Here is a 14260-nt window from a genome sequence, read left to right on the forward strand (position 1 = left end):
GAATCTGAGTGTATTGTCGGACTAACTCACCCTTTGGCGCGGTGCAACCCTGTCGTTCACGCCGCGCTGGCAAACTCGCCCTGGCCCGAGGTGGCGTCGAGCAGGCGGCGTTCGAGGGATTTGAGGCGGAGCACCGCGTTGATCTTGTCGCCGGTCAGGTCGGTGACGTAGAAGGTATCGACTGCGCGCTCGCCATAGGTGGCGACGTGGGCGCTGTGGATCGTCACCTTCGACTGGAACAGCGCGTAGGCGAGGTGGTGGAGCAACGCCGGGCGGTCGCGCGCTTGCACCTCGATCACGGTGAAGCGGTTCGATGCCTTGTTGTCGATCAAGACGTTCGGCTCGATCGTGAAGGCGTCGGCGCGCAGGCGGAGCGGCTTGGCGGCGAGGCGTTCGGTGAGCTTGGCGCGGTTGGCCAGCGCCTCGGCGATGCCGGTTTCGATGCGGGCGAGCTGGCCTGGATCGTCGAACGGGCGGCCGAGCGGGTCCTGAACGAGGAAATTGTCGAGCGCCATGCCGTCGCGCGTGGTGTGGATGCGCGCGTCGATGATATTGCCGCCGGCCGCATGGATCGCGCCGGCGATGCGGTAGAACAGCCCGGCATGGTCGGCGGCATAGACGGTGACGAGCGTCGCGCCGCGATCGGGATAGACCGTCGCTTCGACCGATAGCTGCGCGTCGCCCGCGCGGGCGATGAAGCGGGCGTTGCGTTCGATCACATCCTCGGGCTCGGCCACCCAATAGGGATCGGCGAGGCGGCGGACGAAATCGCCGACATCTGCGCCGAGCGCATCGCTCAGCGCCGCCTGTTTCGCGGCGATCCGCTCGCCGCGCCCCTTCTGCTTGTGGCCGAGGCGCAGCACTTCTTCGGCGCTGTCGAACAGGTTGGTGAGCAGCTGGCGCTTCCAGCCATTCCACACGCCGGGGCCGACCGCGCGGATATCGACGACGGTGAGGATCAGCAGCATCATCAGCCGCTGGGGCGATTGGACGACGGCGGTGAAGTCGAGGATCGTCTTGAAGTCCGACAGATCGCGCTTGAACGCGGTGGCGGACATTAGCAGGTGATAGCGGACCAGCCACGATACGGTCTCGGTCTCCGCCGCGGTCAGGCCGAAGCGCGGGCAGAGCTTGAGCGCGATCTCTGCGCCGATCACGCTATGGTCGCCGCCGCGCCCCTTGGCGATGTCGTGCAGCAGCACGGAGACATAGAGCGCGCGGCGCGAGGCGACCTGATCGAGGATGCCGCTGGCGAGCGGGTGATCCTCCTTCAGGTCGCCCTTTTCGATGCGGTTGAGCAGGCCGACCGCGCGGATCGTGTGTTCGTCCACCGTGAAATGGTGGTACATGTCGAACTGCATCTGCGCCACGACGCGGCCGAAGTCCGGCACGAACTGGCCGAACACCCCGGCCTCGTTCATCCAGCGCAGCACGGTTTCGGGATCGCGCGGCGACGTCAGCACGTCCATGAACAGCGCGTTGGCGCGCGGGTCGTCGCGCCAGTCGGCGATCAGCTTGGCATCGCGGTTTGCGGCGCGCATCGCGAGCGGGTGGACTTCGAGCTTGTGCAGGTCGGCGAGCTGGAACAGCTCGACCAGCCGGACCGGGTCTTCGCGGAAAAAGTCGTCGTTCGGAAGCGCGAGGCGGCCGCGATCGAGCACGAAGCCCTTGAGCTTGCGGGGGGACCGGCGGATGCGGGGAAAACCGAAGCGGCTGCCGCGCGCGGCGAACTTCTCGTCCAGATGCGCGAGGAAGACGCCGGTGAGGTCGCCGACCATCTTTGCCTGGAGGAAGTAGAAGTGCATGAAGCGCTCGACCTTCGACTTGCCCGGCCGGTCGGCGTAGCGCATGCGCTCGGCGATCTCGCGCTGATAGTCGAAGGTGAGGCGGTCCTCGCCGCGCCCGGCGAGGTTGTGGAGGTGGCAGCGCACCGCCCATAGGAAATTCTCGGCACGGCGGAACTGGCGATATTCGAGTTTGGTGAGCAGCCCGACCTCGACCAGATCGGCGGGTTCGCGCACGCCATGGGCATATTTGCCGATCCAGAACAGCGTGTGGAGGTCGCGCAGGCCGCCCTTGCCCTCCTTGATGTTCGGCTCGACGACATAGCGGCTGTCGCCCATCTTGCGGTGGCGCTCGTCGCGCTCGACGAGCTTTTGCGCGATGAAGTCCCGCGCGCTGCCATTCTGGATCTCGGCCTTGAAGCGCGCCGCCGCCTCGTCATAGAGCACGGTGTCGCCCCAGATATAGCGCGCCTCAAGCAGGGCGGTGCGCACGGTGATGTCGCCGCGCGCTTCGCGCACCATTTCGTCGAGCGAGCGCGAGCTGTGGCCGACCTTCAGGCCCATGTCCCACAGCGAATAGAGCATCGATTCGATGACCTGCTCGCTCCACCCGGTCTGCTTCCACGGGGTGATGAAGCCGATATCGACATCGCTGTGCGGCGCCATTTCGCCGCGCCCATAGCCGCCGACCGCGATCAGCGTCATGCGTTCGGACGCGGTCGGGTTGCTGTTGGGGTAGAGCCGCGCGAGGGTGAAGTCCCACAGAGTGCGTAGCAGCTGATCCATCAGGAACGCGCCGCTCGCCGCGCTTTCATGCCCCTTGGCCGGGTGATCGATCAGGCGGCGGGCGATTTCGGCGCGGCCCTCTTCGAGCGCTTGCTTGAGGCGGAGCGCCGCAGCCTGACGCAGCCGCATCGTATCGGGCGCATCGAGCGCGGCAAGGTCGTCCGCCAGCGCCCGCCGGTCGACGATCGCGCGGCGGTGATGGATGGAGTCAAAGCGGCCGGACATGAGGGGGAGATAGGGGAGATGTGGGGCGGGCGCTAGGCGGCTCGCTAATTCCTCCTCTGCCTCGCAGGGGAGGTGGCAGCGCGCAGCGCTGACGGAGGGGCGGCCGCGCAGACGGCCGAAGCGGCTCGGCAAAATTCCGCCCTCTACGGGGCGGCCCCTCCACCCCCCGCTGCGCGGGCGGTCGCCCTCCCCTGAGCAAGCTCAGGGGAGGAATTGCGATCAATCCGGCTTCTTCGCCACACCCACCAGCGCCGGGCGGAGCAGGCGGTCGCGGATCATGTAGCCGGACTGGATTTCCTGCACGATCGTGCCGGGTTCTGCGTCGGCGCTGGGCATTTCCATCATCGCCTGGTGGCGATTGGGGTCGAGTGCTTCGCCGAGCGCGGTGATCTTGGAGATGCCGTGACGGGCGAAGACGCTGTCGAGTTCGCGCCCGGTCGCTTCGAGGCCGATGATCAGCCCCTTCATCTTGTCGTCCTCGCGCAGCTCCTCAGGGATTGCGGCGAGCGCGCGGCCGAGATTGTCGGCGACCGAGAGGATGTCGCGGGCAAAGCCGGTGGCGGCGTAGTTGCGCGCGTCTTCCGCTTCCTTCTGCGCGCGGCGCAGCAGGTTCTGGGCCTCGGCGCGGGCGTAGAGGGTTGCGGACTTGGCTTCGGCGAGTTCCGCCTCAAGCGCGGCGACGCGGTCCTGTTCGGCCACTTCGGGGGCGGCCTCGGCGGTTTCCTGACGGAGGTCGTCGGTCGCTTCGGTCTTGCTTTCTTCGGTCATGGTTCCTGCGTGTTTTCTTATGGTTCAGGCCAGCAATCTGGCCAGGGTTGATGCCGTGAAATCCACCATGGGCACGACGCGGGCATAGTTCAACCGCGTCGGGCCGATAACCCCCACCACGCCGACGACGCGACCGTCGAGCGCGCGCACCGGCTTGGCGATCACCGACGAGCCGGAAAGGGCGAACAGCTTGTTCTCGCTGCCGATGAAGATGCGGGTCGCCTCGCCCTCGCGTGCGCTGTCGAGCAGGCGGGCGATCTCTTCCTTGCCCTCCAGCTCGTCGAGCAGGCGGCCGACGCGGTCGAGATCCTCGGCGGCGGCGCTGTCGAGCAGGCGCGCCTGACCGCGCACGATCAGGACGGGGCGGTCGTCACCATCCTGCGACCACACCGCAAGGCCACGCTCGACCAGCGCGCGTGCGGCATCATCGAGTGCGGCGCGTTCGCTCGCGATCTGATGCGTCAGGCGCGCGCGCGCCTGGGCGAGGGTGAGGCCGCCCAGGGTGGCGGTGAGATAGTTGGCGGCCTGTTCGAGTGCGCCGGGGGGCAGGCCGGGGGGCAGATCGACGACGCGGTTCTCGACCGATCCGTCCTCCCCCACCAGCACCGCGAGTGCGCGGTCGTTGCCGAGCGGGACAAAGCCGAACTGGCGCAGCACCCGTTCGGCCTTGGGCACCAGCACCATGCCGGCGCAGGCGGAGAGGCCGGAGAGCGCGGCGGTGGTGGAGGCGAGCGCCTCCTCGACCGGGCCGCGCGTGGCGGCGCGCGATTCGATCGCGGCGCGCTCCTCGGCCGAGGGTTCGTTGGCCTGCATCATGCCATCGACGAACAGGCGCAGGCCGAGATCGGTCGGCATCCGCCCCGCGCTGGTATGCGGCGCGGCGAGCAGGCCGAGTTCCTCGAGATCCTGCATGACGTTGCGGATCGAGGCGGGGGAGAGGTTGAGGCCGGGTGCGCGCGATATGGTGCGCGACCCGACCGGCTGCCCGACGTCGAGATACGACTCCACCACGACGCGGAAGATATCGCGCGCGCGGTCGGTCAGCTCGGTGATGGGCGGGGTGGTCATGCGGTCAATCTATGCACGATGCGGCGGTTTTACACATCCGTCATCCGCGCGAAAGCGGGGGAGGGGTGCGTTAGGGCCGCTCACCGATCAGCGGGGCGAGGGCGGGGATCAGGTCGGGGGCGTTGCCGATCGCGTCAGCCATCGCGCGGTTGGCGTCGCGGTCGCAGCCGAAATAGTAATAGAGCTGGCTGGCACCCGCTGGGCCGGTCCAGCTAACTTCGGCGCTGGGCATGTCGGTCGCGGCGCGCTCGCAGCCCTTTTCGCCGTGCGCATAGCGGCGGCTTGTGCCGGGCTTGGGGCGGTAGGGGGCGAGTGCGGCGGCGAACCCGTCGAATTGGGCGCGGGTGAGTTTGAACGCCTTGGTGCCGCCGGTCTGGGTGAAGCGCTTGCCTTCGAAGCTGCCACCGCCATTCGCCTGAACCGTGAAGGCATAGACTGGGCAGGCGCCAAAGCAGGGGCCGGTGCTGTAGCGGATTTGTGTCACTGCGGCGGCGGGTGGCGGGGCCTCTGGCGCGGGCGTGCGTGCGCAGCCTGCAATGGCCAGTCCCAGCGCGATGATCAGTCCAAGCCGTTTCATGTCGTTTCTCCGACGGAGCGAAGCGTCAGACTGGCGCGCTGGTTCCATCGCGTCTAGGTCCGGTGCGAATTGAAACTTGGAGAATACCCTATGCGCCCCAGCGGCCGCGCCCCCGATCAGATGCGACCCATCGCCATCGAACCGAACTTCACCATCCATGCCGAAGGATCGGTGCTGGTGAGCTTTGGCAATACCAAGGTGCTGGTGACTGCGAGCGTCGAGGAGCGGTTGCCGCCATGGCTGCGCGGCAAGGGTGAGGGCTGGGTGACCGCCGAATACGGCATGCTGCCCCGCGCGACGCATACCCGTGGCAATCGCGAAGCGGCGAAAGGCAAGCAGTCGGGGCGGACGCAGGAGATTCAGCGGCTGATCGGGCGGTCGCTGCGCTCGGTGACCGACCTCAAGCTGCTCGGCGAGCGGCAGATCACGCTCGATTGCGACGTGATCCAGGCCGATGGCGGCACGCGCACGGCGGCGATCAGCGGCGCATGGGTCGCGCTGCGGCTCGCGGTCGACAAGCTGATGGCCGAGGGCAAGCTGACGACCGATCCGATCATGCAGCAGGTCGCGGCGGTGTCGTGCGGCATCTATCAGGGCAATCCGGTGCTCGACCTCGACTATGACGAGGATAGCGCGGCGGATGCGGATGCGAACTTCGTGCTGCTGGCCGACGGCAAGATCGCCGAGGCGCAGGCGACCGCCGAGGGCGCGACCTATGACGAGGAAGGTCTGTTGCGCCTGCTGCGGCTCGCGCGGATCGGGTGCACCGACATCTTTGCGGCGCAGTTGAAGGCGGCGGGGCGATGAGCGGCGAGGGCCGGGAGCCGCAGGCGATTCGCAAGCTGGTCCCCGGCAAGCTGGTCATCGCCAGCCACAATGAGGGAAAGGTGCGCGAGATCCGCGAGCTGCTCGCCCCCTTTGGCATCGAGCCGATCAGCGCGGCCTCGCTCGACCTGCCTGAGCCCGAAGAGACGGGCACGACCTTCGTCGCCAATGCCGAGCTGAAGGCGATGCAGGCGGCAGACCTGTCGGGCCTCCCGGCGCTGGCCGATGACAGCGGCCTGTGCGTCGATGCGCTGGGCGGTGAGCCGGGGATTTTCTCGGCGCGCTGGGGGCTGCCCGATCCGGGCATTCCCGCGCTGGCGCCCGAGGAGGGTGAAGGGCGCGATTTCGACCGGGCGATGCGGCGGGTCAACACGCTGCTGGAGGCGCTGCCCGAGGGCACGTCGCGCGCGGCGCATTTCGTGTGCGCGCTGGCGCTCGCCTGGCCCGATGGCCATGTCGAGTGGTTCGAGGGGCGGATCGACGGCACGCTGATCTGGCCGCCGCGTGGCGACCGTGGCTTTGGCTATGACCCGATGTTCGTGCCCGAGGGGCATGACCGCAGCTTTGGCGAGATGAACCCGGCGGCGAAGCACGCGATGAGCCATCGCGCCGACGCTTTCAGTCAGCTGGTCGCCGCAGTGTTCTAAACGGGTTAGGGTGGGCGAATGGCGACCTTTGTCCACCTGACCAGCCACCGCAATCTGCCCGGTATCCGGCGCGGCGGGATCGGTTTCGTCAAGACGGACGGATGGCGGCCCGACCGCATCTATGCGCTGCCGGTGACGCGCGAGTTCAACATCGCGCATCAATGGCTGCGCGAGTTACGGCGGATGGGCGGCGGGACGATCGCGGGCGTCTATTTCCGCATTCCCGATGACGAGATGGTCGAGGTGTCGCACTTCAACGGCACCCCGGTGGCGATGCGCGCGGCGGAGGCGGTAGCGCTGATGATGGCCGCCGAGCAGCGCGATCCGGCTGCGGCGCGGGTGGCGGACAAGGCGTCGAAGGCGGTGCAGCGCAGGCGCGTGCTGCCATCCTCACCCGAGGGGTTTCAGGTGACGATCGGGCGGCCGATCGCGCGGAGCGAAATCCTGCGCTTCAAGATGCTGCCGCAGGTCACTGGCTGGCGGTATATGCCGGGGGCCAATGGGACGCCGCCGTGCGGTTGCGTGTGCTGCCTCAAGGGGAGTTTCGGCATTCGCAAGCTGGAGCGGCGGCTGGAGTCGGATGAGGCGGCGGGGCGGACGCCGAAGTTCCAGCTGTTCGGGCGGGAGGAAGCTTCGTTTGCGCGGGTGGAGCGGTTGAGGGTGCGGGCGCGGCGGGATTGAGCTCCCCGATCCGTTTGCCCTGATGATCAGGTCGCCAAAGCCCCCAGCTTTGGCTGGAACGTCCGGGGGACGTTCCACCTGATCATTGTCGAAGGGCGATCCCGGACAGCGGTGGCTTCGGCCCTTCGACAAGCTCAGGGCAAACGGTGGTTGGATAGTCCCACCCCTCTGACCCGCACTACGGCAACGCCACCTGTCCCATCACATTGCCGGCAGGGGAGTAGCGGCAGACCAGCACGTCCTCGCGCGCGTTGCTCGCCAGCGCGCAGCCGACGCGGGTGGTGCGTGACCAGATGATCTGGGCATAGTGGCCGGCATCGACGAAGCGGCCGGTGGCGCTGATGTTGGGGATCGGGCGGTTGACATAGTCGCGCTTCTCCGCGACCCAGTGGCCGGCCATTTCTTCGTAGCGATAGGCGCTGCGCGTGCCTTTCCAGAGATTTTCGCCCTGTGCGGCGGGGCCGCGCGGCTGTTTGGCATGTTCGAACTTGCCGCTGCGGGCGAGGTCGCGAGCGTAGCTGGCGGCGTCGAGGGCGAGCGCCTCGTCCCAGGTCAGCGGGGGCACCTTCACTACGGCGCGGGCGGCGTTGTGGGCGTCGAGCATCGCGGTGCGCAGGCGTTCGGCTCCGCGCGGGGCGGGGGTCATCGATTTGCGGCGCTCGACGAATTCCTTGGGCGCTTCGGTCTTGGGCGCTTCGCTCTGCGGCGAGCAGGCGGCGAGGATCAGGAGGGGGAGCAGCAGCATCTTTCGGAAAACCTCGATCCGGCGCATAGCGCGCGCCAGATGAACGTTGCCCAACCGAACGATGCCGAGCCGCTGGCGCTCTACGTCCACTGGCCGTTCTGCGTGTCCAAATGTCCCTATTGCGATTTCAACAGCCATGTCCGCGAGGTGGTGGACCAGGAGGCGTGGCGCAAGGCGCTGCTCGCGGACCTGGCCTATGAGGCGGCGTTGCTGCCGGGGCGGCGGTTGGGGTCGATCTTTTTCGGGGGTGGTACCCCGTCGCTGATGCCGCCCGAGACGGTGGCGGCGGTGATCGATGCGGCGGTGGCGGCATGGGCGCCGCAGGGCGATCTGGAAGTGACGCTGGAGGCCAATCCGTCATCGGTCGAGGCGGCGCGGTTCGCCGATCTGGCGGCGGCGGGGGTCAATCGCGTGTCGCTGGGGCTGCAGGCGCTTGACGATGATGCGCTGGCGTTTCTGGGGCGGGCGCATGGCGTGGCCGAGGGGCTGGGCGCGCTGGCGACGGCGCAGCGGCATTTCGGGCGGGTGAGCTTTGATTTGATCTATGCGCGGCCGGGGCAGTCGGTGGCGGCGTGGGAGGCGGAGCTGGCCCGTGCGCTGGCCTTCGGGACCGAGCATCTGTCGCTGTATCAGCTGACGATCGAGCCGGGGACGCGCTTTGCGACGCTGGCGGCGAAGGGCGATCTGGTGATCCCGGATGCCGATGCAGCGGCGGATCTGTGGGACGTGACGCAGGCGCTGACCGGGGCGGCGGGGCTGCCGCTGTACGAGGTGTCGAACCATGCGCGGCGCGGGGCGGAGAGCCGGCATAATTTGAGCTACTGGCGCTACACCGATTATGCCGGGGTCGGGCCGGGGGCGCATGGGCGGCGCGGCGGGTGCGCCACGGTGCGGCACAAGAAGCCGGAGAATTGGATCGGCGCTGTGGCGCGCAACGGGCATGGGATGCAGGAGGAGGTTGCGCTGACGGCTGCCGAACGTGCGACCGAGGCGTTGGTGATGGGCTTGCGGCTGGCCGAGGGGGTCGATCTGGCGCGGATTGGGGCGGGGTTTGTCGATCTGACTGCGGTGGAGCGGCTCGCGGCGCATGGGTTGATCGTGCGCGAAGGCGAGCGGCTGCGGGTTACCGATGCGGGGATGCCGGTGCTGGAGGGGATCTTGCGCGAGGTGGTGGTTTAGGTTCCTCCCCCAGCTCGCTGGGGGAGGTGGCATTGCGTAGCAATGACGGAGGGGCCGCCCCGGAGAGGGCGGAATTTTGCCGAGCTGTCTACGGCCGTCTGCGCGGCCGCCCCTCCACCACCCGCTACGCGGGCGGTCCCCCTCCCCCAGCAAGCTGGGGGAGGAATTGGTTACCGTCCGAAGCCTTGCGGTGCAGGCGACACCGTCACGGTAGTCCCGCCGCGAATCTCCTGTACCTCCAGCGCGCGTTCGGCGACGCCGTCGCGGCCGAAGCGGAAGGCGCCGTCGATGCCGCCAAAGCCGCCGGGATCGCCAAGGCGGTCGGTCGGGAAGGCGTCGCCCGGACGCCAGTCGCGCGCGATGCGAACGGTGAGCAGCACCGAATCATAGCCGAGCGTCGACAGGCGATAGGGCGCCGCGCCGAAGCGGGCGCGGTACTTGCCGGCATAGGTGCGGTAGAGCGTGTCCGAAACGCTGGCGAACCAGCTGCCGGTCAGCGGGGTCATGCCGCCGACGCCCGAATCGCTGTTCCACAATTCGGTGCCGAGCACCTTGGCATTGGCGTTGGCGCGGCGGATGGCGGGGATTGCGGTGACCGCGCCGGTCGCGCTGTCGGCGATCAGCACCGCCTGGAAGGGCGAGCGCGCGAGGCGGGCGATCGCGGCGTTCATCGCGGGCGCGCCGCGGTTATAGGTTTCGAGTGCGGTGACCTTGCCGCCCGCTCCTTCGACTGCGCGGAGGAAGGCGGTGCTGGCGCGCTCGCCATACAGGCCGGTGGGCATCAGGCCGGCGAAATCGGTGACACCGCTGCGCCGGGCATAGTCGACCACGCGCTCGATCGACTGGGCGGGGGCATAGCCCATGACGTAGGTGCCATTGCCGGCGACGCCGGTGTCGTTCGAGAAGGCGAGCACCGGCACCCCGGCGCGGCGCGCGAGCGGGGCGATGGCGCGCGCGTCTTCGGCCAGCAGCGGGCCGAGGATCAGCTTGTTGCCATCGGCGAGCGCGCGGGTTGCCGCCGCGGTCGCGCCGAGCGCGGTGTCGTAGGTGGTGATGCGGACATTATCCGCCTTGAGGTCGAGGATCGCGAGCTGGGTCGCGTTGGCGAGGCTGCGGCCGATCCCGGCATTGGTGCCCGACAGCGGCACGAGCAAAGCGACGCGATGCCGCTGCGTATCGGCTTCAGGCATGCCGGGACGGACCGGCGGCGGAGTCGTCGGGCGGACCGGCTGGGTCGGTCCGGGGCGCACTGGTTCGGGCGGCGGGCCGGAGGGACGGACGCAGGCGGACAGCGCAAGTGCGGCGCCGATGACGATCCCGCGAATGATCCTCGACATGCCCGGTTGGCGTTTATGTGCTGCCTCTGCCATGACGTTCCCCAATGACTTCTGTTCTCGAGCCCGGCCTCTACATCGTCGCGACGCCGATCGGCAATCTCGGCGATCTGTCTCCCCGTGCGTCTGAAATACTCCTGAACGCCGATGTGGTTGCGGTCGAGGACTCGCGTGTGACAGCGGGGCTGTTTCGGCACCTCGGGGCGAAGCGACCGATGACCCCCTATCACGACCATAATGCCGAGGCCGTGCGGCCGGGGCTGGTCGCGCGGATGGCGACTCAGGCGGTGGCATTGGTGTCGGACGCGGGGACACCGCTGATCTCTGACCCCGGCTATAAGCTGGTGCGCGATGCGCGCGCGGCAGGGCATGCGGTGGTGACGATTCCCGGGCCATGCGCGGGGATCGCGGCGCTGACGCTGGCCGGGCTGCCGACCGACCGGTTCCTGTTCATGGGGTTTTTGCCGAGCAAGCAACAGGCGCGGGCTGAAGCCATTGCCGAAGTGGCGGGGGTGCGCGCGACATTGGTGTTCTACGAGAGCGGGCCGCGGCTTTCGGCGGCGCTGGCGGCGCTGGCCGAGGGGCTGGGAGATCGCGAGGCGGCGGTGGCGCGCGAGATTACCAAGAAGTTCGAGGAATGCGTGACGGGATCGCTGTCCGAGCTGTCGGCGCGCTATGCCGAAGGCGGGCCGAAGGGCGAGATCGTCGTGGTGGTCGCCCCGCCCGGCGAGGCGGCGCCGGCGAGCGCGGAGGATGCCGATGCGGCGCTGGCCGAGGCGCTGACGCGGCTGCCGGTGTCGAAGGCGGCGGGCGAGGTGGCCAAGCGGCTGGGGCTGGATCGCAAGGCGCTGTATGCGCGGGCGATGGAGATGAAGGGTGGCTAATTCCTCCCCGGCACGGGGAGGTGGCGCCGCGAAGCGGCGACGGAGGGGCCGCCCCGAAGAGGGCGGTGCGTGCGGCAAGCGACACCGCCGTCTGCGCGGCGGCCCCTCCACCGCCTTCGGCGGTCCCCCTCCCCGTGCCGGGGAGGAATTTTAATGGCCCACGACCGCCGCCTTGCCGAGCAATCGGGCCGCGACGGGGAGACGCGGGCGGCGTGGTATTTGCGGTTGCGGGGGTGGCGGATTCTTGATCGGCGGGTGCGGACGCCGGCGGGGGAGGTCGATCTGGTCGCCAAGCGGGGCAAGTTGATCGCGTTTGTCGAGGTCAAGGCGCGCAAGACGGCGGCGGAGCTGGACTTTGCGATCGACGAGCGGCGGCTGGCGCGGGTGGCGGCGGCGGCGGAGGTTCTGATGCCGCGCTATGCGACGCATGGCGAGGATATCCGGGTCGACGTCCTGCTGCTCGCGCCCGGCGTGCGGCCGCGACATATTGAGAATGCGTGGATCGGGTGACAATCCGGTCCGGCATCCCTACCTCCGCGCGATGACACAGGAGGATCGCTTGCCGCTGACCGTCGCCGTCCAGATGGACCCGCTCGATTCGATCAATATCGCGGGCGATTCGACCTTTGCGCTGATGCTGTCGGCGCAGGCGCGCGGGCATCGGCTGTTCCACTATTCGCCCGAGGCGCTGAATTATGCCGATGGGCGGGTGTGGGCCAAGGCGCATCCGGTGACCGTGCAGCGGGTGGCGGGCAGTCATTTCGAATTTGGCGATCCGGTGTCGCTCGATCTGGGCGATGAAGCCGATGTCGTGCTGATGCGGCAGGATCCGCCGTTCGACCTTGGCTATATCACCGCGACGCATCTGCTGGAGCGGATTGCCGACCGGACTTTGGTGGTCAACGATCCGGCCAGCGTGCGCAACGCGCCCGAGAAGGTCTGGGTGCTCGATTATGCGCGCTTCATGCCGCCGACGCTGATCACGCGCGACTATGATGAGGCGAAGGCGTTCTTGGCCAAGCACAGGGCGATCGTGGTCAAGCCGCTGCACGGCAATGGCGGCAAGGCGATCTTCAAGATCGACAGCGACGGCGCGAACCTGTCGTCGCTGATCGAGGTGTTCAACACTGCGTGGCGCGAGCCTCATATGGTGCAGGCGTTCCTTCCCGATGTGGCCAAGGGCGACAAGCGCATCGTGCTGGTCGATGGCGAGGTGGCGGGCGCGGTCAACCGTGTGCCGGGCGAGGGCGAGATCCGGTCGAACCTGGCGGTCGGCGGGACCGCGGCGAAGACGCAGTTGACCGCGAAGGAGCAGGAAATCTGCGCCGCGCTGGCGCCCGAGCTCAAGCGGCGCGGGCTGATCTTTGTCGGGATCGATGTGATCGGCGGGGAATGGCTGACCGAGATCAATGTGACGTCGCCGACGGGGATCGTCGCGATCGACAAGTTCAACGGCACGGATACGGCTGCGATGATCTGGGATGCGATCGAGCGCCGGGTTGCTGCGCGCTAGGCGATCAGGCGTGCCCACCCTGATGGCTCAGCGCTCGCGCGATCTCACGCGCATGGGCCTCGATCTGGGGCAGCACGGTCGACAGCGTCACGCTCGATCGTGCTGGATCGATCGCACAGAGCGTTCCGAAAAAGCGGCCATCCTCAAGCACGATCGGTACCGAGACATAGCTTTTGAAGCCATAGAGCGCGGGCGTGTGGTGCGCGCGCCAATGCGGGTCGGACGCGACTTCATCGATGAAGACCGCCTGTCCGCTCGCCCGGATTTCGTCGCAGATCGTCGTTTTAATCTTCAGTTCGTCGCCGGGATTGAGGCCGAATTCGATCTTGTCGAGAACCTGACACGCGACCCAGCGTTCACTCGTCACATGCGCAACCGCAGCAAACCCCATGCCGGTAATCTGGCATACCTCCGCGAGCATCGCGTCGACCGACGGGATGGCGCGAACGGCTTCGACCTCGGAGAAATGGCTCGTCATGAGGATGTTGCCTATCGCAATCGCGATGCCAAGGCGAGCGTGGCATGACCGAGTTCATCCTCAACCTGATCGCCTGGGGCGGCTATATCGGGATCTTCATCCTGATGACGCTCGAGAATGTGTTTCCGCCGATTCCGTCGGAGGTCATCATGGGCCTGGGCGGGATGGCGGTGGCTCGCGGCGACATGGACATGACCCCGTTGCTGATCGTGGCGACGCTGGGGACGACGCTGGGCAATGTGTTCTGGTATGGCGTCGGGCGCTGGATCGGGATTGCGCGGCTGAAGCCGTTCGTCGATCGCCATGGCCGCTGGCTGACGATGACCTGGGACGATGTCGAGAAGCTCAACCACTTCTTTCACCGGCACGGCGGGTGGGTCGTGTTCGTGTTCCGCTTCTTGCCGACCTTCCGCACGATGATCTCGCTGCCCGCAGGCATGGCGAAGATGGGGATGCCACGCTTCCTGCTCGCGACCTTTGTCGGCAGCGCGATCTGGAATGCGGTGCTGGCCTATGCCGGGCTGTTGCTGGGTTCGCGGTTCGAGGAACTGCAGGTCTATGTCGGGCCGGTGGCGATCGGCACGTCGGTGCTGGTGGTGGTGGCCTGGGCCTATCGTGTGGTGACTTGGAAGCGCCGGGTGCGCTGATTGCCAACATCCGTTTGCCCTGATGATCAGGTCGCCAAAGCCCCCGGCTTTGGCTGGAACGTCCGGGGGACGTTCCACCTGATCATTGTCGAAGGGCCAGCTACAACCGACGTTTCGCT

The 14260-nt window shown here is 67.8% G+C and carries 15 protein-coding genes; 8 read left to right on the top strand and 7 right to left on the bottom strand.

The annotated features are described in order from the left end of the window. Positions 1 to 56 precede the first annotated feature (56 nt). The 4 genes from VGN66_RS04370 to VGN66_RS04385 form a co-directional block, all read right to left on the bottom strand. Positions 57 to 2795, bottom strand: a complete 2739-nt coding sequence (locus VGN66_RS04370; RefSeq protein WP_327517641.1) for a [protein-PII] uridylyltransferase — start codon at positions 2793 to 2795, stop codon at positions 57 to 59. A gap of 219 nt (positions 2796 to 3014) precedes the next feature. Beyond that, a complete protein-coding gene (gene grpE, locus VGN66_RS04375; RefSeq protein WP_327517642.1) occupies positions 3015 to 3563 on the bottom strand; it encodes a nucleotide exchange factor GrpE in 549 nt (182 codons plus the stop codon). A 24-nt stretch (positions 3564 to 3587) separates the two neighbouring features. Continuing rightward, complete coding sequence (hrcA, locus tag VGN66_RS04380) at positions 3588 to 4631, bottom strand: heat-inducible transcriptional repressor HrcA (RefSeq protein WP_224923184.1); 1044 nt, start codon at positions 4629 to 4631, stop codon at positions 3588 to 3590. A gap of 70 nt (positions 4632 to 4701) precedes the next feature. Next, the gene (locus VGN66_RS04385) at positions 4702 to 5208 is read right to left on the bottom strand and encodes a DUF6438 domain-containing protein (protein ID WP_327517643.1); all 507 of its coding nucleotides are present in this window, start codon (positions 5206 to 5208) and stop codon (positions 4702 to 4704) included. Positions 5209 to 5298: 90 nt separating this feature from the next. Between VGN66_RS04385 and rph the strand changes: the two genes are divergently transcribed. Genes rph through VGN66_RS04400 form a run of 3 tightly spaced genes read left to right on the top strand, consistent with a single transcriptional unit; the run spans position 5299 to position 7361 of the window. Beyond that, positions 5299 to 6015 (top strand): ribonuclease PH, encoded by a 717-nt coding sequence (gene rph / locus VGN66_RS04390; RefSeq protein ID WP_327517644.1) that lies wholly within the window; start codon positions 5299 to 5301, stop codon positions 6013 to 6015. Then, positions 6012 to 6680, top strand: coding sequence for an RdgB/HAM1 family non-canonical purine NTP pyrophosphatase (gene rdgB / locus VGN66_RS04395; RefSeq protein WP_327517645.1), 669 nt, complete (start codon positions 6012 to 6014; stop codon positions 6678 to 6680). Before rph ends, rdgB begins: the two co-directional genes overlap by 4 nt. An 18-nt stretch (positions 6681 to 6698) precedes the next feature. Next, entirely contained in the window at positions 6699 to 7361 is a 663-nt protein-coding gene (locus VGN66_RS04400) for a hypothetical protein (protein ID WP_327517646.1), read from the top strand. Positions 7362 to 7539: 178 nt separating this feature from the next. Here the strand turns inward: VGN66_RS04400 and VGN66_RS04405 are convergent, their stop codons facing one another. Next, positions 7540 to 8106, bottom strand: coding sequence for a CAP domain-containing protein (locus VGN66_RS04405; protein WP_327517647.1), 567 nt, complete (start codon positions 8104 to 8106; stop codon positions 7540 to 7542). A gap of 39 nt (positions 8107 to 8145) precedes the next feature. Between VGN66_RS04405 and hemW the strand changes: the two genes are divergently transcribed. Next, the gene (hemW, locus tag VGN66_RS04410) at positions 8146 to 9285 is read left to right on the top strand and encodes a radical SAM family heme chaperone HemW (protein WP_327517648.1); all 1140 of its coding nucleotides are present in this window, start codon (positions 8146 to 8148) and stop codon (positions 9283 to 9285) included. Between the two features lie 170 nt (positions 9286 to 9455). Here hemW and VGN66_RS04415 read toward each other — a convergent pair whose 3' ends face one another. Continuing rightward, on the bottom strand, positions 9456 to 10622 hold the full coding sequence (locus VGN66_RS04415) for a penicillin-binding protein activator (protein ID WP_327517649.1): 1167 nt from the start codon (positions 10620 to 10622) through the stop codon (positions 9456 to 9458). A 44-nt stretch (positions 10623 to 10666) separates the two neighbouring features. Between VGN66_RS04415 and rsmI the strand changes: the two genes are divergently transcribed. From rsmI to gshB, 3 genes are all read left to right on the top strand, one after another. Beyond that, positions 10667 to 11503 (top strand): 16S rRNA (cytidine(1402)-2'-O)-methyltransferase, encoded by an 837-nt coding sequence (rsmI, locus tag VGN66_RS04420; protein WP_327517650.1) that lies wholly within the window; start codon positions 10667 to 10669, stop codon positions 11501 to 11503. Between the two features lie 153 nt (positions 11504 to 11656). Further along, positions 11657 to 12013, top strand: a complete 357-nt coding sequence (locus VGN66_RS04425; protein WP_327517651.1) for a YraN family protein — start codon at positions 11657 to 11659, stop codon at positions 12011 to 12013. Between the two features lie 49 nt (positions 12014 to 12062). Further along, positions 12063 to 13016: a glutathione synthase gene (gshB, locus tag VGN66_RS04430; RefSeq protein ID WP_327517652.1), complete on the top strand. Its 954-nt coding sequence runs from the start codon at positions 12063 to 12065 to the stop codon at positions 13014 to 13016. 4 nt (positions 13017 to 13020) lie between these two features. On the opposite strand, the gene VGN66_RS04435 is transcribed toward gshB, so the two are convergent. Beyond that, entirely contained in the window at positions 13021 to 13494 is a 474-nt protein-coding gene (locus VGN66_RS04435) for a GAF domain-containing protein (protein WP_327517653.1), read from the bottom strand. A gap of 44 nt (positions 13495 to 13538) precedes the next feature. On the opposite strand from VGN66_RS04435, the gene VGN66_RS04440 reads away from it, so the two are divergent. Continuing rightward, positions 13539 to 14141 (top strand): DedA family protein, encoded by a 603-nt coding sequence (locus tag VGN66_RS04440; RefSeq protein WP_327517654.1) that lies wholly within the window; start codon positions 13539 to 13541, stop codon positions 14139 to 14141. Positions 14142 to 14260: the final 119 nt, after the last annotated feature.

The organism is Sphingomonas sp., assembly GCF_035998645.1.
Taxonomy (GTDB): domain Bacteria; phylum Pseudomonadota; class Alphaproteobacteria; order Sphingomonadales; family Sphingomonadaceae; genus Sphingomonas.